This is a genomic window from Aestuariibacter sp. GS-14, assembly GCF_006494365.1.
Classification (GTDB): Bacteria; Pseudomonadota; Gammaproteobacteria; order Enterobacterales; family Alteromonadaceae; genus Alteromonas; species Alteromonas mangrovi.
Map to the genome: position 1 here is coordinate 324,803 of NZ_VHIP01000003.1, position 24,233 is coordinate 349,035.

Here is a 24,233-nt window from a genome sequence, read left to right on the forward strand (position 1 = left end):
AATTCGGTATTGTCCAGGATAGGCAATATATTAGAATTGCCTGCGGAATATTACACTCTTGCTCTAAATTCACGAAAATTGTGTCATTCAATGGAGCTCCTCTCTAGTCTGATGAGATTTACTGTTTTAATCTAATCATCGATGGCACGTAATAATTATGCCGTTTTTATCTATCGGGAAATGAAGTTCCTTCACCAGAAACAGTCGTCTATCGAGTTTATTTCTTTGAGCATTGGCTGGAGTTTATTCTTTAGCATAAAATTCTTCACACATTGACCGAAGAAATTTATTTGATTTTTGCTTCAAATCGATTTGGTTATGCGATATTTCGGCCATGGAACTGAAGAAATATTCAACTTATGATAGTTATCCCTGAATTGATTATTGGATTTATGGCCAATTACACAAGCACAATGTTTCTGAAATTCATGGTATTCAGACATATTTTCCTGCGAAGGCCATTCATCATATTTTTAGGTAAATATCGGTTTCGTATTTTTACTGTCCGTGGACACGTAGAAACATCAACTCGCGTTGGCGTGGCCGGCAGGTTCGAACTGTTCTTGAGTTTTGAACAGTTTTCTTAGCCTAACTTTTAGTTTATCCACTAGCACATAGACACAGGGCACTACCAATAAACTCAATGCTGTTGATGTGATTAGACCGCCGATAACAGTAATTGCCATAGGGCCTCTGAATGCTGACGGTACACCTATTTGCAGGGCCATAGGTAACATACCCGCAATCATCGCGAATGAGGTCATAATAATTGGACGTGCTCGCTTAGAACAGGCGTCGACTATTGCTTCAGTTCGGGATAGCCCTTTTTCTTCCCGGGACATGATGGCGAATTCCACTAAAAGGATAGAGTTTTTACTTACAATCCCCATTAGCATAATTAAACCGATTAGCGATGAGAGTGACAAACTGTAACCACAAATATAGAGCGCTAAAAATGCACCGCCCGCCGACAAGGGGAGCGCGACAAGAATAGTTATAGGCTGCAAAAAGTCATGGAACAACAGTACCAAAACAACATAAACGCAGAGAACGCCTGCCAGTATGGCCATTCCAAAGCCTGCGAATAATTCCTGTTGCTGTTCAGCATCGCCTGCAGAAACACGCTCAACACTACTTGGCAGGTTTTTGAGTTCGGGAATACTTTCAATCAGTTGAGTAATTTCACCAAGAGGCTGATTCATCGTATCAATCTTTATGGTGATTGTCCGGGTTCTGTCGAGGCGGTCTATCTGTGCGGGACCGCCTTCAAAACTCATAGTCGCAAAACTACCAAGTGGCACTGCTCCACTGTTACCAACAACTTTGATGTTACGAACGGTGTCAACATCTGTCAGATCATTTTTTGCAATCATGGTTCTGACATAAAGTTGTCTGTCAGGTAAATTGAGCCGTGGTAAGGACTGCTCATACTCACTGGTAGTGGCTGTTCTGATGGCGTCACTGATAGCTGCTGTCGTGATCCCTAATTCCGCGGCACGATCATAATAAGGTGCTATGGTTAACTCAGGACGCATTAAACCTGAGCTAGAAATCACGTTGCCCATGCCCGGTTGGGCGCGCAGGGCGCCTACGATTTCAGTGGCCGCTTTTTCAAGCGCATAGGTATTATCGCTTTTTAGTCCAATTTCCATAACCTGGCCGGCATTATTTCCGCCAATAGTGATTCGTGCCCCTGGGATCAATGTGACTTTTTCCCGCAGTATCCCTTCTAATGTCTGCTGCGTTCTCCGGTCATTGTCCACGATAGGTGAAAGTGTGGCGACAATCTTTGCCTGAGTCACATTGCCATTTTCATCGCCTGCTCGGATATACACATTTTCGACTTCGTCGAACTGTTCCAGCAATGCACCTGCCTGCTCAGCTGCAATGATAGTCTCTGACAATTGACTCCCGGGTTGTGTTTCCAGCGAGACCAAAATCTGGTCCTGATCATCAGCATCCACAAAGTTGGTAGGAATTTGCATAACCAGCATTATCGACATAACAAGGAAAACGAAGGCTAGCACTAGGGTCGTTTTCGGATTTTTCAGGCTCCAGCGAACAGTTTTGAGGTATGTGCTCATTACTTTGCCTGGAGAATCTAACTGCGTATGCTTTTGTGTCGGTTTGGCACGCATGATTTGGGCTGCCATCATGGGGGTAATGAGTCGGGCCACCAGTAATGAAAACAGTACGGCGATAGAGGCTGTCCAGCCGAATTGCTTAAAGAAGACTCCCGCCATACCACTCATAAATGCGGTTGGTAAAAATACTGCAACCAGTGTAAATGTGGTTGCAACCACAGCCAGGCCAATTTCGTTGGCTGCTACCAAAGAAGCATTTCGGGGAGTGAGTCCGTGATGCAAGTGCCTTTCTATGTTTTCTATCTCTACAATAGCGTCATCCACCAAAACGCCAATAATCAGGGTCATTCCCAGCAATGTAATCGAGTTAAGCTGGAAATCCAGGAAGTAGATAAATGCAAAAGTTGGTAGTATAGAAAGTGGTAATGCAACGGATGCAACCAGTGTCGCTCGGACATCCCTTAAGAATATCCAAACCGCTATTATTGCCAGAATTGAGCCCTCAAACAGGGTATTCATCGCAGCATCATAGTTATTTTTAACCGGTGAAATAGTATTAAAAATTTCCTCTATGGATACGTGAGGATATTTCTTCTGGATGATAGCGATATTGTCACGGACTCTAGCTGCTGTTTCTAATTCACTGGCTCCCCGGGCCCTTTTTATTTCGAAAGTGACACTTTCCTTGCCATTTACTAAAGCAAGCTGATTACGCTCTGCAAAGGTGTCCTTTATTGCCGCAATGGAATCAAGTCTGACCGCTTTTCCATCCGATAACGTTATGGTTATCGCTGCAATGTCATCACGGTTACCGGCTGCTGCAATCGTCCTGATTGATTGACGCATACCACCAATTTCACTTTCTCCGCCAGGAGCGTCTTTCAATAAACTTTTAAGTTGGTTTGATACGTCCGCAGCAGTAATATCCAACGCAGCAAGTTTGATAGGACTCAGCTCGATTCTTATTTCGCGTTCATTACCACCTGTTCGTTTAACTTCGCCTACGCCCTCTACAGTGAGTAGTTGTTTGCTGATTTCATTGTCGGTGAACCAGGATAATTCTGTTTCGGATAACATGTCAGAGTGTACGGAGAATCCGAGAATCGCTGAACCCGTGGTGCTCATGCGGGAAATTACCGGGTTTTGCATTTCCGATGGTAACTGATTTCTCACTGTTTCAACGGCATTTCGTACGTCACTAACTGCTTGTTGTGAATCAACTTCCAATTCAAACTGAACAATACTGACAGAATTCCCTTCATTGATAGTCGAAGTGATGTGCCGGACATTGCCAATAGTCGCAATGCTGTCTTCGAGACGTCTGGTGACCTCGTTTTCAAGTGTGGAAGGAGATGCACCGGGGAGACTGGCAACTACCTTAACTATTGGAAAATCAGTATCAGGCAGATGTTGAATGGGCAATTGTTTAAAACAAACAAGACCAGCAAGGCACATGAGCATAAATAATAAGATAGGTGGGATAGGGCGGTTAATGGCCCATGCTGAAAAGTTCATACTATTCCCCTTGTGTACTGGTGTTCGGCTGAGAAGAAACCTCAACTTTGTCACCATTAACGAGGAAAGCGCCACCAGATTTAACAAACATTGTTGTGCTGTTCAGTGTTGTAAAAATTTCAACAAATTTGCTGTGACGCTGTCCGGTTACAACACGGATGGGCTGTATTGCATTTTCAACCACGGCCATTACAAAGGTATAGCCGTCTCTGTAAACAATGCTGCTTTCAGGCAGGTAAGTGACTTCTTTGGGTGGAAGCTCTATATTTCCTGAAGCAAAGTTGCCACCCAATATATTTGGATCCTGTGGAAGCGTTACATATACGGTAGCCGTAAGGGTGGACTTATCAACCAAAGGCGCTTTCCTGTTAACCGTTCCTTTAATCTGATGCCCTGAATCTAATATCAGCGTTACATTTTGCCCGACCTCTACACGTTTAAATTGTGTTTCCGACAACTCTGCGAGCCATTCATAGCGGTTTTGTCTTATTAATTCAAAAAGTTCGGTGCCGGGAGTGTAGACGGAACCTATTTGTGCATTTCTTGCCGATATCACGCCGTCGTCTGGCGCTGTCACAATGGCTCTTTCCAATCGGAATTGTTGATAGTCCAGGTTTGCCTGGGCAGAAATCAGTTTAGCTTTTGCTGACTTGGCGTTGACTTCACTTTGCAGTAGCGCGTCATCACTGACGGTACCCTTTTGGTTCAATTTAATATTCCGTTCAGCTTGTTTTTGCGCATAAAGTAAATTGGCTTCGGCTTCCAGTAAAGAGGCCTTTGCCTGCTCTACATCGAGCTTTACGGACGCAGTATCGAATCTTGCAAGTACCTGACCCTTTTCTACTTTGTCACCTACATCGGCCAATATTTCCAATAGTTTTAGATTTGCGATCTCGCTACTAATCGACGCCTTCTGCCAGGCGTTAATCTCGCCATTTGCTTTGAGGGTTTGAGGCCAGAACGCTTTAGCGGGCGAAACAGTCTCAACGGTTAATACACTTCTGGGAGGTCTCAAGTCGGTCAATGCTTCTTCTTCACAACCAGCCATTAACAGCAGAGCGACAACTGTGATACATGCATTTAAAACACGATTAGAGCTAATCTTCATTCTAGGCAACCTACAAAAAGTCTTTATTGACAGATACCGATGCAGTTAGCTTTTTGTTTTTTTGGCGAACTTTGGACAACGGAACTGTTTTGATGTTGACGTTTACATAGCTTCGGCAACAATAATATCCCTAATGATATATCTCTAAAGATATATAATCAAAGAGAAATTGATAATGTTATAAAAATGTTTATTCGAGGAGGGTTATAGAAATGATAACAATGAATGGGGGAGAGGTTCGATACTCTCCCTTATTGATAAGTAAATTACAGTCCGGAAGATTGGCGTGTCATTTCGGTCAGCGCACTCCAATCTTTGTTGCCTAACCCTCTGGCATTTGCCGTTAGTAAGTTTTCTTTAGCTTTGGCTATAGCTCCTGCGTATAGGCCTGCATCAGTGAATGCCTGATCAAATATCAGGGCGTCTTTAAGGCCGGCAGACAAGTTGAATCCAACCGTATCGAAATCTCTGTTATTTATTCTATCGACGTATTCAAGCATGGGCTCATTACCTGCGAAGAAAAGGCTTGCTACATGCGCAACGAGATCTCTGTTCAGTCCACTTTTTTCGCCATAGGTGAATATTTCCCCGAGCATATTCAGCTGGGTCATGGCCATATAATTAGTGCAAATTTTCAATGCATTGGCACTACTGGTATGTGGGCCCAGGTAAACTTGCTTTTTTGTGTAAGTGTTTACAACTGGTGTGATTATTTCGGTTGCACTTTTGTCGCCAGCGATAAATGATATGAGTGCACCAGCTGCTGCGGCGTCTGGTCTGCCAACCACAGGTGCTGCAATATAATGGCAACTAACACGTTGATGCGCTTCTGCCAGTTTCGATGAGGTGTCGGGCAAAACGGTTGTTAGACCAACATGAATTTTACCAGCAGCTTTGTGCTGTGCAATTCCATTGTTTTGCAGGCATAGGTCTAATAGGGACTTATCGTCCAAAAGGCTGGAAAAAATGATATCAGAACTATCCAGTACTTCTGTGATTGAATACACTGCAGTCGCACCCCTGGCCACAAATGGTGCCGTTTTTTCGTGTGTTCGGTTGTACACCGTTAACTGATAACCGGCATCCTGGATATTAGCGCAGATTCCGGCCCCCATTTTACCCAACCCGATAAAGCCTATTCTTAATGAATTGTTTGTATTTGTCATAATTAATACCTTGGTTTGATTTAGCGTTAAGTTGGTGAAACTTTACTGCTTGCACAAAACCGGGCATTAACAATTGTTATCAGAGTGGATGTTTATTTTTAATTCTGCTTAAGGAGACAGGTGTGATGCCTAAATATGAGGCAATATAGTGATGGGGGATTTCATTAAAAATTTCAGGTGAATGCTCTAGCAGTTCTTCGTATCGTCTCTGCGGGCTATTTTTTATGCGTGATATAAATAATTTTTGATAGCGGTAAAGCCTGTCAGTCAGATAATCTGTGATAACTGCGTTTAGGTCAGGGGAATCCTTAAGAATGAGCTTCAGTTCTGATTCAGTCAGCCTTTTTAGTGTTACCGCGCTGATTGATTCTATATTGTATAAGCTAGGCAGGTGCATTTTCATACTTTCAAATGACGTCACAATGTCGCCGGGAAAGAAAAACTGAAATGTTATGTCGTTACCGTCGTCATTAAACCAGGACCTCACAAATCCTTGTTCAATCAGGTACACACAATTGCAGTGTTCCCCCTCTCTGAGTATTGATTCCCGCTTCTGATAACTGACTGGTTTGGCATGTTGCAGAAACACCTCATACAAATCAGATCTTTTTTTCATGTCACATCTCAAGTAGGATTTAGGGAAGTACAAACATTAGAAAAAATGTCAGTATTTAGCAATTCTCCTATTAATGTTGTGCTTCCCTTAGGGGAAAAACACTACAGTTCATCTAACGCTTTTTGAATGCTTTTTAGGTGCTTTTCTGTAATCGAACCCTGCGAGTATGGTTTAAGTGCAGACAATGTCATTTGTCGCATGGCATTACTCTGAGGGTTATTTTTGTCATCTGAGGCAACAATATTGGGAATCACCTTAGCCAGTATTTTTCTTGCTTCTGGATTATCCAATAAAGTACCAATTACTGTTTTATCAACGGAGTAGTGTATCTTAGTTGTCGTTAATCCGCGGTCGGTTAACCACGCAAAAAACAACTCACGCCATAGATTTGCCGAGTGATTTTTGTCGTAAAGGTTGTAACCATGAGCACCACTTTGATGTAAGTGAGCCTCAATTGGAATCCCCGCCTGACGCCATGAGTTTATTAACTCCAAGGGCTTGTCTTTGGCGAAGTAGTTGTCATCCAGGGCGATAGATAAAAACATTGGTGGCGCATGAGAAGGTACTCTACGGGATGACATGGGAGGGTAAATAGGGGCAATAAAGTCTGGTTTTGATAGTGCAATTTGTGTATCGCCAACAGACAATGCAGTCATTGCGCCGGCTGAAAATCCAACAATGCCAATTCGGTCCGATTTTACGCCCCATTTTTCCGCATTTTGGCGTATATATGCTATCGCATCCTGGGCATCCTGAAGCGCCTCTGGAGTTGCTTCAGATTGCTGATCAGATTGTTTGAGCGATTCTCCTGTGCCTAATATCTCTCGACTAAGCTTTCGAAAATCATCATGACTTTCCGGAGTAGGATTAAGTCGGTACTTGAGTACAAATGCGCTAATACCTTTAGATGCGAGCCATTCTGCTACGTCATAGCCTTCGGCCATAATGCTGTGCATCATAAAGGCGCCGCCGGGAGCCACCACAACGGCTAAGCCCGTTGTGTTTTTTTCAGGAAGAACAGGGCTTATTGTCGCCTGGGTCACATTCCGCAAAATAACGGATTCACCTATACATTCTACGAGTTCGCCGCTTGTGTCCAGCTTTTCATTGCGCAGAGGAATTTGCTCAAACTTTTGGAGTAGTTCTTTTGCGCTGTCGCATTCAGATGCTTCTGCGAATGATGCAAAAGGTGTAAAAGAAAGTAGAAAAAGCTTAAAAGATATGAGGAGTGCGTAGTATTTCATTGTTCGCTCTTGTCCATAATAAATAGTTATCTTTATTGCTGTAGGAGTTTGTTACGCAGAGGGGGGCAATAGCTTTGCCATACTCTTATTGATGATGCTTGCAGCGAAAGCAGGACTGATGCGACTTAATATGTCTAATATACGTGCATCTTTACCCACAAAAATCCTGGCCTTATTTTTTTCTATCCCGTCAACAATAATGCGAGCTGCTTTTTCAGCACTCAGCACTTTATCGCCAGATGCATCCACACCGCTCAATCCTGCGACACCTGAATTAGAGGTTATATTGGTGTTAACGGCCCCGGGAATGACCAGACTAACGTGAATACTGGTGTCAGCCAGTTCAGAACGAAGTCCATCCGTTAGTAATTTTATCGCTGCTTTGCTGGCACCATACATGACTTGTCCAGGAACTGGAACAAGCGCACCCATACTCGATACATTGACAAGGTGGGCTTCCTGTCTCTCTTGTAAATAAGGCAACAGTGCTTTTATAAGATAAAGTGAACCGTAAAGATTTACATTGATCACTTTTTCAATCGTTGAAAGACTAATATCTTTTATACGCTCGAAAGGCTGAATAATGCCTGCGTTATTTATCAGGCCATCAATGTGTCCAAATACACCAATAATCTGTTCTGGTAGCTGATTAACAGCGTCTATGTCTACAATATTCAGTACGAAGCTTTTAAGATTTTCAGCATTCACGGATGCTAGGTCTTTGGTTTCTATCAGGTTTTTTTCATTGATATCAACCGCTACGACCAGAGCACCACGAGTGAGCAATGAGAGACTGATCTCTCTTCCCATTCCGCTTCCTGCACCGGTTACAACAAACACTTTATTTTTCACTACCATCTGTGAAGCTCCACTTGTCCCATTACTAGTTTCTATTTTTCTTAGCCTGACTTTCTAGGGGAAAAATTAACTTAGCGGTTAACGCAATAAAAATCTCTAGAGATGTAAATTAATCTCTAGAGATGTTTATTGCAATCTTTTTTTATCTTTTTATTTACAATTGAAAAGAGAGCGGGCCTAAGAATAAAAGGCACAAAAGAATTTATGGGCTAGAACAGCGAGAAATTAGATTTTTCCTTATAACTGTGGATGTTAGTGATAAAGGAGTCGATATCGATCTTACAAGTAGATATCACTGCTACGATTAACTTGTTGATTGGTCGTGATAAATTACTTAGGACTATCGTGTGTTAGCTGCCGACGCATTACACGCCTAATAGGGAAGTGGGTATAAGAATGAAATACAATTCGTAATCTGAATGGCAACGCCCCGTGGATTACCCGGGGCCTGCAGTCATATTGTTAATTACGCATCAAACCAAACATGCTCCGCAAACATATACCCCATTAGTCCACCCGTAGGAATGGCTTTGAACCCTTTGATGCGCTTGTCGAATCCATCAATCAGGTTCATAAAAACTGGTACACTTACACCACAGTGCTGTGCAATCAACTCCTGCATATCCCAATACATTTGTTTTCGTTTGCTTTCATCTCCTTCACCTCTGGCTTGTAACAATAGCTGATCAAATTGACTATTCTGCCAACCAGATTCATTCCAGGGCGCGTCTGATTTGTAAAAAAGACTAAATAGCTCATCAAGGCTTGGTCGAGGGTTGATATTGCCAAAACCAAGTGGATGTTTCATCCAATGATTAGACCAGTATCCGTCGGCTGGCACCCGATTTATTCCAAGGTTGAAACCACATTCGATAGCCGATAATTGAAGTATGGCCGCCATTTCAACTGACCCTTCGGCTGCCTGGGTGGCAAAAATAGGAAACCTTGCTCCTTTCATACCCGATTTTTTTAAATAGTATTTTGCTTTATCTAGATCATAGAGGCGTTGTGGTAATTCCGAGTTATAATATTTATGGGATGGGGGGACTGGATGATCATTAGCTACAGTGGCAAACCCTCGAAACAGCGCTCTTTTTATGGTTTCACGATCCAGCATATACTTTATAGCAAGAACAAAATCATCGCTATTGGTTGGGTAGGTATCCTTTCTCATTACCAGATTGGTGTACAAGCCCGACTCTGTTTGTAAAACATCACATTTACCGGAATTTTTTATCCTTTTGGTTGATCTGGGGTTAATTGCAACGGCAATCTGCAAATCTCCCGCGAGGAGCGCATTGACGCGGGAGGGTTCATCATAAATTCCAACCAGTTCTATCTCTTGTAAATAAGGTTTACCTTGTTTCCAATAGTTTGGATTTTTTTCAACAACCGTTCTGATCCCGGGTGAAAACTGCTTCAATTTGAATGGGCCAGTACCGTTTGCTGTATCTCTGAAGTTTTGTGTACCCTCAGCGACAATGCAAAAATTTGATGATGCCAGAATTGTTGGCAAATCAGCATTTGCTGTTTTTAGTGTGAGGCGCAAACTATGAGAGCCAAGTATAGTTACCTCCTCAAATTGTTCGGCGATTGGCGCAACGCGAGAGGTTAACTCAGGATCTTTGTGTCGCATCAGAGAATATTGAACATCCGCTGATGTAAGTGGCTTTCCATCGTGAAAAGTTACTTCTTTACGCAACTCGATAAACCAGATCTTTTGATCTTCTGTTTCGAGTCGTTCAGCCAAAGCAGGTTCAGCTCCTAAAGACTCGTTAAATTGAGTTAAGCCACTATAGAGCATATAAATACGGGCATAATCCGTTCCCAAAGAGGCTTTAGCTGGGTCCAGCGTATCTTTGGTTGAAGATGACGTCGTTGCAACCCTTATCTTGCCACCATATTTGGGGGTTTCCCCGGCGCCTTTTTCATATTGTTGCGCCAATAGGTAATTCGGAATCAACATACCACTGGCCGCTGTGGCCATGCCTGCAACGCCTAAATACTTTAATAAATCCCTGCGTGTGTTGAACTCATTATTTGCTGCCATAATTATTTGTCTCTTGTCCTACGACTTTGATGCAACTTAGTACTTGCCTGAACTGAAATCAGCAACATGAATTAAAATCTCATGCAGAGGCAAGAACTGCTCCTGCATTGAATGAATTTTAAAAATATTTAATTAATGGATTCTTGCTTTGCCGCTTGAACGCAGAGAACGCCTTGGTCGGAACATACAATAGACATACTAAGATGGCCGCCACAAACCACACTTGCCATAAATCGCCGAACACCAGCATGTCGCCGTAATTTGGCCCCATTATGGCCAACGCGACGCGATAGCTAACCAACAAAACAGTTAAATGTACGATATAGTAAAACATAGGCGCTGAACCGAATGTCTCAACCCATTTGGATAATCTGTTGTCTACGTTTTCCAATAAATAAAGCACTAGGAATGCGCCTGCTAACGTGAATAAAAGGAAATCAAGCGATGGCGGGTACTTGGTGAAATTTATAAATGACATCACAGTCTGAATAGTATTTTCCTGCACTTCAAACAAATTGGGCTCGCCATAAAAATTGGTACTGCGTAGCAGAATTAACAACATCCACATACTACACACACTCGTGAGCAACACCTTCTTACGCGTTTGACTCTGCATCGATTGCGCATAGACCGGCCCCATACTGAACCCGAGTAAAATTACCCCAATCCAGGGTAAAACCGGGTATGAAATTTTAATTCGGAAGACTTCAGACGTATAGATAAACCCTTTCTGATGCAGAAATGACCACAACGCATACCCCGTATCAGACGGGTCAAAAGTAATTGGGCTTAACAGGTTGTGACCAAACACAATGGTAAAGCCCAATAACAGTATTGCTTTGGCTGGCAGTTTACTCAGAAGCGATAAAAAGACCATACTGATCCCTATAGCCCACATAACTTGCAACCACAGTGTTTGATATGTTCCAGACCACAACCAGTTGATCACTGCAATTTCTATAAAGATAATAAATACACCGCGTTTGAACAAAAAGCCGGTAGCAGAACGTGAACTTTTGCCGGGAGGATTGGCATAAAGCCACGCTGAAAGTCCTGTTAAAAAAACAAATACTGGCGCACAAAAGTGCGCGGTGATCCGTGTAAAGAATAGTTGTGGACTAGTGGTATCGATATCCATTGGATCCGACACATTCAGGTGATAAAAAAAACGCTCCCGAACGTGGTCAACCGTCATTAGCAACATCACCAAACCACGCAATATATCGATAGAAGCAATTCTCTTTTTATGCAGTACTACTTCGTTTCGCCCTGCTATTTCCATTTTTATATTCCTACTCATTGACGAGAAGTAACCCCGCACAGTGCTGGACTGATGCGAGAGCTCATCACTTTTCAAATTTGTTGATTAGTGATTCCATAATTTTGTCGGGCTATAGCGCACCGACCTCCAATTTCTCACCGCCGTGGAAACGTGAGAGTCTAAAAGGCGTTAAATCCAACACCGGTGGTGCGCCAACAACTAAATCAGATGCAACTTTTGCCAGGCCGGGTCCAAGGCCAAACCCGTGTCCTGAGCACCCCGCTGCCAGATAAAACCCTTCTACATTGTCAACTTCAGAAATCACAGGCACCGCATCTGGCGTGCAGTCTACATAGCCCCCCCAACTATCAACGATGTCGACGTTGGCCAGAGCCGGAAACATACTTTTCACCGCGGCGATGGTTTTGCGGGCATTTTGTTTACTTGGCGCCGGATCAAGAATTCTAATCAGTTCCATCGGTGAGACAGTGGAATTCTCCCAGCGGTTAATTGCTTCGGGGCCTGAAAAAAATGAACTGCCTAGCCCGATTTGCACTGCTTTTAATCGTTTTAAAAACATCGGGAAGAACTCTTTTGCATAGCGCAACCCTTGCGGCGTAATTTCCAGTTTTGCAGTACCGCTTAATGCTATCGTATAGCTACCATCCAACCGTCTGGTTAATGCGCAACCCGATGTATAAATGGCTTCACCTAAGTTTGCCGTAGGCGCTGTTCTTAAAGCAGTTTGTCTAACACTGGCTTGTGGAAAGTCTACACCTAGGTGGCGACAAAAAGTGGATGCCCAGGCACCCGCCGCACAAAGCACTCGTGAGGTTTTGATTGTGCCTTTTTCGGTCACAACACCTGTCACTTTGCCATTTGTGATATCCAGCCCTCTGGCAGCACATTGCTGATGAAGGTAGGCCCCAAGTATTTTTGCCCCCTCAACAATAGTGGGCGCAGCCAACGATGGCTCTCCCTTACCATCATCGACAGAATGAACACCTCCGATCCAATTTCTGCCCTTTGCTGGTACCGTTAAGTTTGCTTCCTTAGCACTTAGCATTTTGGTGTTGATATCGAATTGCTTTGCGGTACTTCGCCAGCTTTCCCATTCAGCCAATTGCTTTGGATCATCAGTAGTGTAAATAAGACCACAGCGTCTAAACCCCAGGTCCAGACCAATATCACGGGACATCTCGTCCCACAATCGCATTGACAATCCGGAGGTAGGCAGTTCTCTTTCGTCTCGATTTTGTTGACGACACCATCCCCAATTACGACTGGATTGTTCACACCCAACGAGACCTTTCTCAATAAGTGCTACGGAATACCCTTGTTTGGCCAAAAAATAGGTCGCTGAAGCGCCTATAATTCCGCCGCCAATAACAACAACATCCACTTCATCAGGGAATTTTTCGCTATTGGATATTTTTTTAAGCGCTGGTGACATGTCGACTTCTCACTTTCACTGTTCGTTGTAGAAACCCAAAATGGCTTTGGTTTCCAGGTATTCTTCTATCCCTTCAACACCGTACTCCCGGCCATTACCAGATTGCTTGTAACCGCCAAACGGCGCATTCGGATCCCATGCTGGATGATTAATATGTACCTGACCGCTGCGGATTTGTTTGGCTACGTCTTGAGCCTGCGCAAGGTTTGCGGATTGAACGTGAGCACCGAGTCCAAATACCGTATCATTGGCAATATAAATGGCTTCTTCGATAGAATCGTATGGGATGAGGCAAAGTACCGGGCCAAAAATCTCCTCTTTTGCAATGGTCATCGACGTTGAGACATCACTAAATATGGTTGGAGAAACAAAGTAACCTTTTGGCCACAGTGGCGTTTTTTGCAGGCCTCCCGCAATACACCGTGCGCCTTCATCTAAACCAATAGAGATCATTTCTCTGACTTTGTTGTATTGCGCAACATTGGCCAAAGGGCCATGTGTTGATTGCGGATCACTCGCATTCCCGACTTTAAATTGAGAAAGTGCGGATAACGCTAAGGTTTCAACCAAAGCCAGAGATGCTTTTGGCACCAGCATTCTTGTTGGGGCACTACAAGACTGACCATTGTTTCGCATACAAGCGGCGACCCCAAGAGGAACCGCAGTAGCAAAGTCTGTATCGGGTAACAATATATTGGGAGATTTTCCACCTAATTCTTGGGCAACACGTTTAACTGTTGATGCCGCACTTTTTGCCACTTCTATGCCTGCTCTGGTTGAGCCGGTAATAGAAATCATATCGACGTCGGGATGTTTAGAAAGCGCGTTTCCAACCGTTTTTCCGTCGCCCAAAACTAAATTAAACACACCATCAGGAACGCCCGCATCAAGCATTAGTTGCGCAAATGACAGTGCGCTGAGCGGTGATAATTCACTCGGTTTCAAAACCACAGTGCACCCTGCTGCCAGCGCTGGAGCAACTTTTGCCGTGATTTGATACAGAGGCCAGTTCCAAGGCGTAATTTGTCCTGCCACTCCAATTGGCTCTCTGACAATTGCGGTAGTCCCTCTCTGTTTTATAAACTCAAATCTGAGCAAGTTTTCTCTTGCCGCTTTTACATGTTCAGCAGCCAAGGGAACCTGAGCACTGCGCGCATAATTAATTGGCGCTCCCATTTCGAGAGAAATCAGTTGAGCCAATGTTTCTGCTCGTTCATGAATTAACGTGTAAATACGTTGTAGTAGGTCTGCTCGCTCTTCCACAGACGTTTTCGACCACTTTTTAAAAGCATATTTTGCCGCAGCAACAGCACTATCAACGTCGGATTCTCGACCTAGTCCGATGTGGGTTAACACTTCTTCAGTGGATGGATTAATAACAGAAATCAATGATGGTTGTTTAAGTTCTATCCACTTCCCATTAATAAGTGCATGTTTTACCGGCAACTCTGCGATTAACTGATATGTATTTTCGTCTTTACTCATATTGATCTCTAAAAGAAACAGAAAGTCAGCTGTGTGTATTTATTGCCAAATCAGGTATTTCATTACCAACCGTAGAATCGAGGCCAAACGTCAACAATGTTGTCTTGGTCTCCATCAACAACCTTGTATTCATTGTGTTGTGCGGCGGTTGCACAGGCATGATTTGGCAAGATTCGTAGGCGGGTACCGATTGGCAAATTGGGTAACCTCTTAGACGACTGGCTTCTCAGTGCAATAACACCATGTTCCTGGTTGGCATCAACCATAATGAGATCAGCAAAAGGGCGTCCGTGAACGTCACACACTATCCCATACCCCTGATCAATCTTTTGCCTTGATGTTCCGCGGTCCCGTGACATTGCCATCCAACCAGCGTCAACCAGTATCCAGCCTTTATCTGCTTGATGACCGATCACCGTGGTTAGCACTGACAAGGCGATATCCTCAATTTTGCAAACGCCTATGCCTGCCATGACCAGATCAAAGAAAACAAAAACACCAGCCCTAACTTCTGTTACACCAGTGAGATCTTCAGAAAAATGAGCGGTTGGGGTAGAGCCGACACTCACTACTTCACAATTGAATCCAGCTGCGGCAAGTGTTTTGGCAGCACCGACAGCAGCATCACGCTCATGGTCTGCACATTGTTTCAATGCAGCAACGGTACTCTCGCTGTAACTGGCGCCAGCGTGAGTTAGGACGCCTTTGAACAAAGCATTACTACTGTTTAAAGCTTGGGCAATTTCAATAAGTAATTCTTCCTGCTCAGGCCTGACGCCAGAACGATGGCCATCACAATCAATTTCAATTAACGCAGGAATAAATTCGCCATGTTCAGCACAATATTGAGCCAACTGATGAGCTTGCTCTACCGAATCGAGCAATACCGAAATATCGATATTGTTGTTCCGAAGTGCACTAACGCGCGGAAACTTACCTGGTTCAATGCCGACAGCATAAGTCAAATCAGTCACGCCAGCTGCGGCAAATTGCTCAGCTTCTTTCAAAGTAGATACCGTAGCCGGGCCATATTCGGACATCATAACCTTTCGGGCTACGGCAATGGATTTAGCTGTTTTTAAATGAGGACGAAAACTCACTCCTAAGTCATTCAAATGAGACTTCAGGCGATTAATATTGGTATTCATCGCCTGCTGATTGATAACTAAACAAGGTGTATTTACCGTACGTAATGAGTCAGACATGGATTTTCTCGCTTTATTACTTTGTGGAAATGACGCGTGCTACTGCTTCAAGCTCCACCATGCAACCGTAGTGAAGCGTTGGGACAGGAACAACGGCACGAGCAGGTTTATATTCCTGTAGATATTGTGCACAGACCTGATCAAATGCAGGCCAGTTTTCGATGCCTACGATATATGCGCGCAATTGTAAAATATGAGAGAAGTCCAATCCGGCTTCGTTGAGTACAGCGCCAACATTTTCAAATGCTTGTGCAGCTTGCTCGGTAAAATTATCGTTCAAACTCGTCGGTCCCTCTGGAGGAAACGATAGCTGTCCGGATATGTACAATAGCCCTTCATGCTTTAGAGCTTGTACATAGTGTCCGCCAGGCGAGGGCGCCTTTATTGTGTATATAATGTCCGTAGCCATTTTTAATCTCTCTTAAGGTGAGTTCACAACAATATATCTTTATATGAAGATATATTGTTGTGAACTCACCTTTAACAGCAGCAGAAAATGCTGTTCTATTCTTGCTGTGCAATAAACAGGCTAAAAATAGATAGAAAAATGATTAATTTTCAATGATTCACGTTAGCTTTTGGACAATTTTTGAAGCAAATTTGCGAGTTGAACCTGCTCATTGCTTTCGAGTGATTTTACTGACAATGTCGCGAATTCGAATCGTTTTGATATGGTTTCATCAACCAAGGATTTGCCTTGCTCGGTCAATTGAACGTCAACACCGCGTCGATCTGATTCGGAAGTAGTACGTGCTAATAAGTTCTTTTTTTCTAGTCGCTTTAAACAGGCCGTCATTGCTCCGGATGTTAAAATGACATCATCTTGAAGTTGACCTGGGGAAAGCTTAAAAGGAGAACCTTTACGCCTGAGGGTTGCTAACAAATCAAAGTCGGTATAATTAATTCCGTAGTCTTTCAGAAATCGATTGATCTCTTGTTCGTACCGATTAGCCAGATTAATAATTCTGGCTACTACGGCTATTCCGTCGCCATCTAAGTCTGGCCTCTCTTTACGCCAGTCGGCTAACAAATTTTCCACAACATCTTTATACATTACTAATTTTCCATAACTTTTACGGTAACAACCATTATTACTAACTTACTTAAGACCTTGTTAGATGCTTACTCATTTTTAAATAGGCGATCTCAGACTTGTAAAAACGTTCACTGCATACGGACATGCCAAGCCTTTCATAGAAGTGTCTTGCCGTTTCTCTGGCATCACACCACAATAAGATTATATTTTGTTGCTGCAAGTCAGCAATAATATAGCGAATCATACATGAGCCGATTCCTTTACCTTGGTAAATGCTATTAGTCGCAAATTTACGCAGTCGCGCACTTGTTTTATCAATGTATATTGAAGCTACGCTAACTAACTCTGAGTTGACATAAGCTCCGTAGTGGAAAGCATCCTGATCTCCCTGTACAAAACAAAAACTGGGATCTTTGTTTGGCCAAAGTACAGAGTGACGAAGTGAAATAGTATCTTCCCACTGAATACGGTGAATAGATAAAGCATCAAAATTAACGCCAGTTGTATTACCCATTGATTACGCCCATATCTCTTCAAAACCAAAAAAACACGCAAACTAACATCTTTGGGCTTCGTTTCAAGCATAAATAAGATTTACGTAATTTTTATTTTGAGTACCTAGGGGAGGGTAGATAGTTAGTAGGTTGACTGGTAGGTCGTGTCCTCAACTAGTTTTTGCGTTTGGTGACTATTTGTAAGGCAGCCTTGGTAAAAATCGAAAAATAATTACATTCTTCTCTTTGTTCTATATAGATTTATTTAACTTCCTTCATCTACGAATGGGAAAGGTCTTCCAGGATGAAAAAGCCGATGATGACTTATTTTCCATGGCAAAGAGCAATGTCAGGCAGTTTAACTGACTGACATTGCTTGATGGACTCGTATTGTAACTACAGTTGGTACTTAACTACTTTTCTGCTTGATCAAGTTTACGAATGATATCGTAAAGTGTTTCCAATCCTACTTTGACTGCGAGTTTTTCTTCCTCAGAAGCATTTTTTAAAAGCTTATCAAATACCACATTGGCGTCGCGTTTTAAGGTAAGTTCCGCACCTTCTCTTAATTCGTCTGTCACTATTACAGTAGTGACCCTTTTATCTTTTGGGTGTCTTGCTACTTTTACCCAACCTCTTTTGTCCAAAGACTTTACGACGGTAGATACCCAGCTTTGTACCAAGCTGGTTTCCTCAACAATTTCTGATATTGATTTCTCTTCTGTTTGAGACACTAAAAATTCCAGTACAGCTGACTCACCTGGTGTTAGGGGAGGGTCAACAGGTATTGAAGTTTTTACAGCCGCTTCTTCAGATGCTAGCTTTAGTTTTTTAATTGCGTAGTTTAAGTTTCCGAGTGTTATTGTCATCTTTTGTCATTCGTTAATAAAGGTGAGGGCAATCGTTTCACGTTCATAGTATGTAATCCCATGAGCATATTCAAACACCAAGCATTTTTCGTTTTTGCTTACCCTTAAACCACATGATCTTATTTTTAACAAAAATTTCAAAATAATGCTAGTTATATCTCCAGTGATGCATTAACATCTCTAGAGATGTAAAAGTTTTGAGTTTCTAATGTTCTCGAAAGTTAAAATTAGTTGAGGGTTTTATGATTGAAACATGGCGTTGGTTTGGACCGGGAGATTCCATTTCACTAGAAAAAATTGCGCAAGCGGGTGCTAAGGGCATTGTATCTTCGCTGCACGAAGTAAAAACAGGAGATGCTTGGCATTTAGACGATATTCTGGAGCGTAAAAAACTGATTGAAAAAGCTGGTTTAACGTGGTCAGTGATAGAAAGTATTCCTGTTCACAATGATATCAAAACTCGCTCCGGTGATTTTAAAAAGTACATAGAGAACTATAAGACTAGCGTTGCCAATGCCGGCAAGGCGGGCGTTGATACAGTCTGTTATAACTTCATGCCTGTGGTTGATTGGACAAGAACCAATTTAAATTACAAGTTGCCGAACACGAGCTTTGCATTGCGTTTCGAAATGTCGGATTTTGTCGCTTACGATGTTTTCGTTCTGGAAAGACCGGGAGCAGAAGCGGATTACACACCAGAGCAACTTGAGAAAGCGAGAGTAAGAATTAATGGTATGACTGAAGCAGAAATCTTGCTGCTTGAAAAAAATGTGATCGCAGGATTACCTGGTGGCGAAGGTTCATATAGCCGAGAGTCAATTAAAGTCGCGATACAAGAATTTATTAATCTTGGTACAGAGAGATTTCGTAATCATTTATTTGAATTTTTACGTGAAGTAATTCCCGTTGCAGAAGAGCATGGTGTAAAGCTATGTATTCATCCTGATGATCCTCCTTTTTCATTGTTTGGTTTACCGCGCGTGGTCTCTACTAAGGATGATGCAAGAAAAATCATTGAGGCTGTTCCAAGTTCTTCAAATGGATTAACGATGTGTGCTGGTTCATTTGGCGCAAGGGCAGACAATAATCTTGTCGATATCGTTAATTCATTTTCAGATAGGGTGTACTTTGTACACTTAAGAAATGTAATCAGGGAAAGTGATGGCTCTTTTTATGAGGCCGAACATTTGAATGGCGACACCAATATGGTGAGCCTAATAGATGCTTTACTGAAAGTAGAGAAAAAACATGCGCTTCAAATACCAATGAGACCTGATCACGGTCATTTAATGGCTGATGAAATAGGTGCCGCAGATGTTAAACCAGGCTATTCCTATACAGGCAGATTAAAAGGTCTGAGTGAATTGAGAGGTGTAATTCACACACTTAATGCCTTGGATTCTTCTCGTTAGTTGTTGTTTGGGTGGTCAAATAGCGGGTTAGCAGTCGGAAGTTTGATAATATATATGAGCGTCTAAGTAAGGGAAAGGCGCTCTTAAAAAATTATCGCTATGCTTTGAACAGTGCAATCCAAAGATGAGTAATGAACGCAGTTTCTATCCACTGGAAACTAAGCTCCAAGGCTATTACTTTAAACACATGCTCAACAAAACTAATGTCTCTCGCAATTTAGTGAACAAATTGAAGACACAGTTGAACACCCATTCCACATCATCAAGCGTCAGTTTTGTTTTATTAAAAAACGTCGTAATCGACTGGTAAAAATTACCGTATGTAATCGATGAATTTAGCAATTCGCACCATTCAGTTAGCAGAATTGTTAATAAATAAAATGTTTTATTTACATTGTTTGTCAGTAATACTAGAATTTGAATCTTTAGAGATGTATTGTTGTGGGTAACATTTTAGCAAGCATCGTATTAGAGCGGATTAAGAGGTTTTTCATGAATAATATAGATGACATTACGTCAGATGCACCAAAAGTCACCCGTAGAGCGCTGTTAGGCGGTGCTGCCAGCTTGCTTGGCACATTTTCGCTAATGAGTTGCGGCACGACATCATCAAAATTACTTACTGCACCAAAAAAGCTGGATGCAATTTATCCTGGTAAAGTTTGGCTTGATACTGATGGAAAACCAATACAGGCACATGCGGGTTCATTAATTGCAGTTGGCGATACCTATTATTGGTACGGTGAAAATAAAGAATACACAGACGGTAAAAGTGGTATTGAGAGTTGGGGGATACGTTTTTATCGCTCAAAAGACCTGTACAACTGGGAAGACTTAGGGGCCATAATTCCAGCGAATATCGAAGATCCTGAGTCTCCTTTAAGCTATAAGGTATACCCAGAAAGACCGCATATTATCTATAATCCAGTCACCAAAAAATACGTTTGCTGGATAAAAATTCGTGGATTAGGTCCGCAATTCAGAACGGTTTTGATAGCTGATCAAATCACCGGTCCCTATCTGATGGTGCACGAAAAACTATTCCCAGCAGGGCTTCATGCTGGTGATTTCGATTTAGTGATCGATGAAGACACCAACAAAGCCTATATGTATTTTGAACACGATCATTCTGAAATTATCTGTGCCGAATTAAATGAAGACTGGACAGATGCCACCGAAAATATTTCACATCACTTTCCAAGAAAGCCACCCAATACTCGCGAGGCTCCAGCCCTTTTCAAGCGCGACAATACTATCTATATGACAACGTCTGGTCTGTCAGGGTATTTTCCGAACCCGTCAGAAATTGCAAGTGCTCAGGATTATCATGGTCCTTTCAAGACGCTGGGAATTTTACATCCCAATGATGTAACTGAAACATCATTCAACAGCCAGATTAGTGATGTGTTTAAAGTACCGGGCAAGAAAAATCTGTACATAGCCCTGGCAGACACCTGGTTTCCTCATGTTGCCGATGATCCAAACTATGCATCAGGTGATTTGTCTCGCTGGGTGAGAAGTGCGATTGCCAAAGCAACATCCAAACCAATGAAACCTTTTACGCCTGAAGAGCAAAAGGCAGTAATGTATGCTGCACAATTAACCGGTGTGAATACCTCTATTTCTCGTTATGTCTGGCTACCAATTACGTTTAATGGCGATTACCCGACAATTGAATGGCGCGACTCGTGGAGAATCGAAGACTTCGATTAATGGTACTCACTCAAAGCTTAGCAGTATATGCCTGTTCGATATAAACAGACGTTTGCAAAGTTATCTGCTGAGTGGCAGGAAAATTAAACTGGAAATATAAATGAAAAAGCTACCTGCTGTTACATTAAGTGTTTTACTGGTAAACACATTATTTGCGTGTAACAACAATCAATCACAACAGACCGATATATCAATTTCGCCGGTTGGAATGAAAAAGACCGGCAGTATCAGTGAACGCTTTCTGGCTTATAACGTTGAAATGGTGGAAGTCACCGGAGGGCGCTTTTGGGCGCCCTACAAAGAGGGAAAAGCCCCCAGCGGAGATGAACGTTATGAATACCGCCCACCGATTGATTTAACAAACGCAAGGTTACAGAAAATGGCTGCCGGACTGGCACCATCCTATGTTCGGTTCAGTGGTACCTGGGCAAATGCCACTTATTTTGCTAATACCGACACACCACCTTCACAGCCACCTAGCGGATTTGATGCCATACTCACTCGCCAACAGTGGCAAGACGCAGTGAATTTTGCGCAAATAGCTGATGCCGAAATCGTTTTATCATTGGCCACCAGTGCTGGTGCCAGAGATGCAAACGGGCACTGGCAAGCTGATAACGCGACACAACTATTGGAATTCACTGATAGCTTAGGCGCAACGATTGCCGGATTGGAATTTGCAAATGAGCCGAATATGATTGGCCTGACACAGCCACCTGAAAATTACAGCCCGTCAGACTATCACCGCGACTACAGCCACTTTTATGACTGGATTAAACAATCATCACCAACGACATTGGTGATGGGACCCGGCGCTGTTGAAATGGGTGAGCCTATGCGCACCATGGCCTACCATTTGGGGCCTGATACATTTCAGCCTGAAGAACTCCTTTCTGCGGATACCCCCAAGCCAGATATATTTTCGTTTCACTACTACGGCGCATCCTCGCAACGCTGTCACATACCAATTATAGGTAGTCAGCCAGAGGATGCTTTCGAACTCGATTGGCTGGCGAGTATTGATGATGGCATCAATAAATCAACCAAGCTTAGGGATCGATTTGCGCCAAATGCACCGTTATGGATAAGTGAATCTGGTGAAACCGCTTGTGGTGGTAATCCTTGGGCTACCACCTTTGACGACACTTACCGTTTTGTAGATCAATTGGCCCGCTCCGCGCAACAAGGTGTGCAAGTATTTATGCACAATACACTGGCAGCCAGTGATTATGCATTGCTCGATGAACATGATTTTACACCTCGCCCTAACTACTGGGCTGCCTGGGTATGGAGAAATCTCATGGGCACAGCTGTTCTGAATCCAGGTATTAAGGGCGCGAATATATATGCACATTGTCACCGGAACATTACTGGTGCAGTGACTGTACTGGCGGTAAATATACAAAAAGATAAAACAAGAATAATAAACGTTGATGCAGGCGGCACACTTTACACTTTAACTGCTGCTGAGACGGGGTCACATCAAGCTGCGGTCAATGGCATCGATTTGACACTTGGAGAAGGTGACAGCTTTCCGGAATTAAAGGGTAAACCCTTTAGTGCCGGACAAATAGAGCTTGAACCAGTCAGTGTTAATTTTATGGTATTTGAAGAGGCTGGTAATCCAAGCTGCGGTTAAGTACTTCACAATGTGCTTTCCTCGCAAATAATCATCGCGATTAACGCTGTAATCCCTAATAGTAAACTAAATTATTGGGGGACCATGCTTAACAGCATGGTTTCAACGTTATTTTTTGTTCCCGTGATCTTTAGTGTGTTGCACCGTAATGTACCTTTGTAGTGGTCAAATATTTTTGGCCACGTATTATATGTTTCACTGTGAATGTCTTCCTGTTTGTTAGGTGGTAATCCACCATATCTTAGATACATCGATTTCTGTTTAGCGCCACCGGTAAAATGGATAAGCGGGAATCTTCGCGATAGATTTATCCAAGCGAACGGTAATCCCATATATTATTGTGAATAATACTGTCTTTAAATCTCGCTTTGTGTGGCTATCATCAACACTCTGCATCTACTATTGCTAGAAAATAACATATTTAACATAATATACATTATGCGCAATATGGTATTTGAGTGTGTAGGGGCCTTGTTTGGTGTGTTGTTCGCTCACAAGCAGCGTTCACCGCTGGCTGTGAGCTTCACAACACCAACGCCAGCTAATCACGCTTTAATGATGTAAATGCCCATGGGCGTTATCTTTACCGTCCACGGGCTTGGCACAATTTCGCCTGTGCTTTTCAGCACAACACCTCCGCCTTTCGCTCGACGTGGTTTATCGTCGATGGTTGCAATTTCTTTTACCCAGGTCGGCATGAGCCACCAACAACGTTCGTTACGGCTCGATTCATTGAGGCCACCACAGCCCATCATTCGGCAGCCTTTTGGGAACGTTCCTTGGTCATCTTTTGACAGATATGCTACCGGCTTTAATACTCAATTAATGGCTATAAAGTCTCGTGGTCAGCAAACCTGTTGGTCAAGCTCGGGAAACCTTACAACTGTTCGCACGTACTGAGATTTGAATTTGCACATTTTGCTTAGCAGTTAATAGTTAGTAATCCTGCAATTTTTTGCTAACGACAAGATGTGAGTATTTGAACTTTCATTCATAAGGTCATCTTATGGCGCAGTATCTATCTT

19 protein-coding genes are annotated in these 24,233 nt (G+C 42.8%); 3 read left to right on the forward strand and 16 right to left on the reverse strand.

From position 1 onward, the window contains the following. Positions 1-524: 524 nt before the first annotated feature. From FJ444_RS07400 to FJ444_RS07470, 15 genes are all read right to left on the reverse strand, one after another. Entirely contained in the window at positions 525-3,599 is a 3,075-nt protein-coding gene (locus FJ444_RS07400) for an efflux RND transporter permease subunit (protein ID WP_140957401.1), read from the reverse strand. A 1-nt stretch (position 3,600) separates the two neighbouring features. Beyond that, complete coding sequence (locus FJ444_RS07405) at positions 3,601-4,707, reverse strand: efflux RND transporter periplasmic adaptor subunit (RefSeq protein ID WP_140957403.1); 1,107 nt, start codon at positions 4,705-4,707, stop codon at positions 3,601-3,603. Between the two features lie 266 nt (positions 4,708-4,973). Continuing rightward, positions 4,974-5,873: an NAD(P)-dependent oxidoreductase gene (locus FJ444_RS07410; RefSeq protein ID WP_140957405.1), complete on the reverse strand. Its 900-nt coding sequence runs from the start codon at positions 5,871-5,873 to the stop codon at positions 4,974-4,976. Between the two features lie 79 nt (positions 5,874-5,952). Continuing rightward, the gene (locus FJ444_RS07415; RefSeq protein WP_140957407.1) at positions 5,953-6,489 is read right to left on the reverse strand and encodes a Crp/Fnr family transcriptional regulator; all 537 of its coding nucleotides are present in this window, start codon (positions 6,487-6,489) and stop codon (positions 5,953-5,955) included. A gap of 101 nt (positions 6,490-6,590) precedes the next feature. Further along, entirely contained in the window at positions 6,591-7,733 is a 1,143-nt protein-coding gene (locus FJ444_RS07420) for an alpha/beta hydrolase (protein WP_140957409.1), read from the reverse strand. Positions 7,734-7,784: 51 nt separating this feature from the next. Further along, the gene (locus FJ444_RS07425) at positions 7,785-8,591 is read right to left on the reverse strand and encodes an SDR family oxidoreductase (protein ID WP_140957411.1); all 807 of its coding nucleotides are present in this window, start codon (positions 8,589-8,591) and stop codon (positions 7,785-7,787) included. 466 nt (positions 8,592-9,057) lie between these two features. Beyond that, positions 9,058-10,641 (reverse strand): ABC transporter substrate-binding protein, encoded by a 1,584-nt coding sequence (locus FJ444_RS07430; RefSeq protein ID WP_255439067.1) that lies wholly within the window; start codon positions 10,639-10,641, stop codon positions 9,058-9,060. A gap of 118 nt (positions 10,642-10,759) precedes the next feature. After that, on the reverse strand, positions 10,760-11,923 hold the full coding sequence (locus FJ444_RS07435) for a DUF1624 domain-containing protein (RefSeq protein ID WP_140957413.1): 1,164 nt from the start codon (positions 11,921-11,923) through the stop codon (positions 10,760-10,762). A gap of 109 nt (positions 11,924-12,032) precedes the next feature. Then, positions 12,033-13,355 carry an FAD-binding oxidoreductase gene (locus FJ444_RS07440; protein ID WP_140957415.1) on the reverse strand — a complete coding sequence of 441 codons (1,323 nt, stop codon included), beginning with the start codon at positions 13,353-13,355 and terminating at the stop codon, positions 12,033-12,035. Between the two features lie 15 nt (positions 13,356-13,370). Then, positions 13,371-14,840, reverse strand: coding sequence for an aldehyde dehydrogenase family protein (locus tag FJ444_RS07445; protein ID WP_140957417.1), 1,470 nt, complete (start codon positions 14,838-14,840; stop codon positions 13,371-13,373). A 62-nt stretch (positions 14,841-14,902) separates the two neighbouring features. Next, positions 14,903-16,045, reverse strand: a complete 1,143-nt coding sequence (locus FJ444_RS07450) for a DSD1 family PLP-dependent enzyme (RefSeq protein ID WP_219993879.1) — start codon at positions 16,043-16,045, stop codon at positions 14,903-14,905. A gap of 16 nt (positions 16,046-16,061) precedes the next feature. Then, positions 16,062-16,454 carry a RidA family protein gene (locus FJ444_RS07455; RefSeq protein ID WP_140957419.1) on the reverse strand — a complete coding sequence of 131 codons (393 nt, stop codon included), beginning with the start codon at positions 16,452-16,454 and terminating at the stop codon, positions 16,062-16,064. Positions 16,455-16,616: 162 nt separating this feature from the next. Next, positions 16,617-17,099, reverse strand: coding sequence for a MarR family winged helix-turn-helix transcriptional regulator (locus FJ444_RS07460; protein ID WP_140957421.1), 483 nt, complete (start codon positions 17,097-17,099; stop codon positions 16,617-16,619). Between the two features lie 49 nt (positions 17,100-17,148). Continuing rightward, positions 17,149-17,595, reverse strand: a complete 447-nt coding sequence (locus tag FJ444_RS07465; RefSeq protein ID WP_140957423.1) for a GNAT family N-acetyltransferase — start codon at positions 17,593-17,595, stop codon at positions 17,149-17,151. Between the two features lie 393 nt (positions 17,596-17,988). Further along, positions 17,989-18,444, reverse strand: a complete 456-nt coding sequence (locus FJ444_RS07470; RefSeq protein ID WP_140957425.1) for a MarR family winged helix-turn-helix transcriptional regulator — start codon at positions 18,442-18,444, stop codon at positions 17,989-17,991. A 242-nt stretch (positions 18,445-18,686) separates the two neighbouring features. On the opposite strand from FJ444_RS07470, the gene uxuA reads away from it, so the two are divergent. The 3 genes from uxuA (at position 18,687) to FJ444_RS07485 (ending at position 23,208) form a co-directional block, all read left to right on the forward strand. After that, positions 18,687-19,856 (forward strand): mannonate dehydratase, encoded by a 1,170-nt coding sequence (uxuA, locus tag FJ444_RS07475; protein ID WP_140957427.1) that lies wholly within the window; start codon positions 18,687-18,689, stop codon positions 19,854-19,856. Positions 19,857-20,348: 492 nt separating this feature from the next. After that, on the forward strand, positions 20,349-21,569 hold the full coding sequence (locus FJ444_RS07480; RefSeq protein WP_219993880.1) for a family 43 glycosylhydrolase: 1,221 nt from the start codon (positions 20,349-20,351) through the stop codon (positions 21,567-21,569). Positions 21,570-21,669: 100 nt separating this feature from the next. Continuing rightward, positions 21,670-23,208, forward strand: coding sequence for a hypothetical protein (locus tag FJ444_RS07485; protein ID WP_140957429.1), 1,539 nt, complete (start codon positions 21,670-21,672; stop codon positions 23,206-23,208). Between the two features lie 545 nt (positions 23,209-23,753). Here the strand turns inward: FJ444_RS07485 and FJ444_RS21350 are convergent. Beyond that, positions 23,754-23,906 carry a hypothetical protein gene (locus tag FJ444_RS21350; RefSeq protein WP_181405093.1) on the reverse strand — a complete coding sequence of 51 codons (153 nt, stop codon included), beginning with the start codon at positions 23,904-23,906 and terminating at the stop codon, positions 23,754-23,756. Positions 23,907-24,233 lie beyond the last annotated feature (327 nt).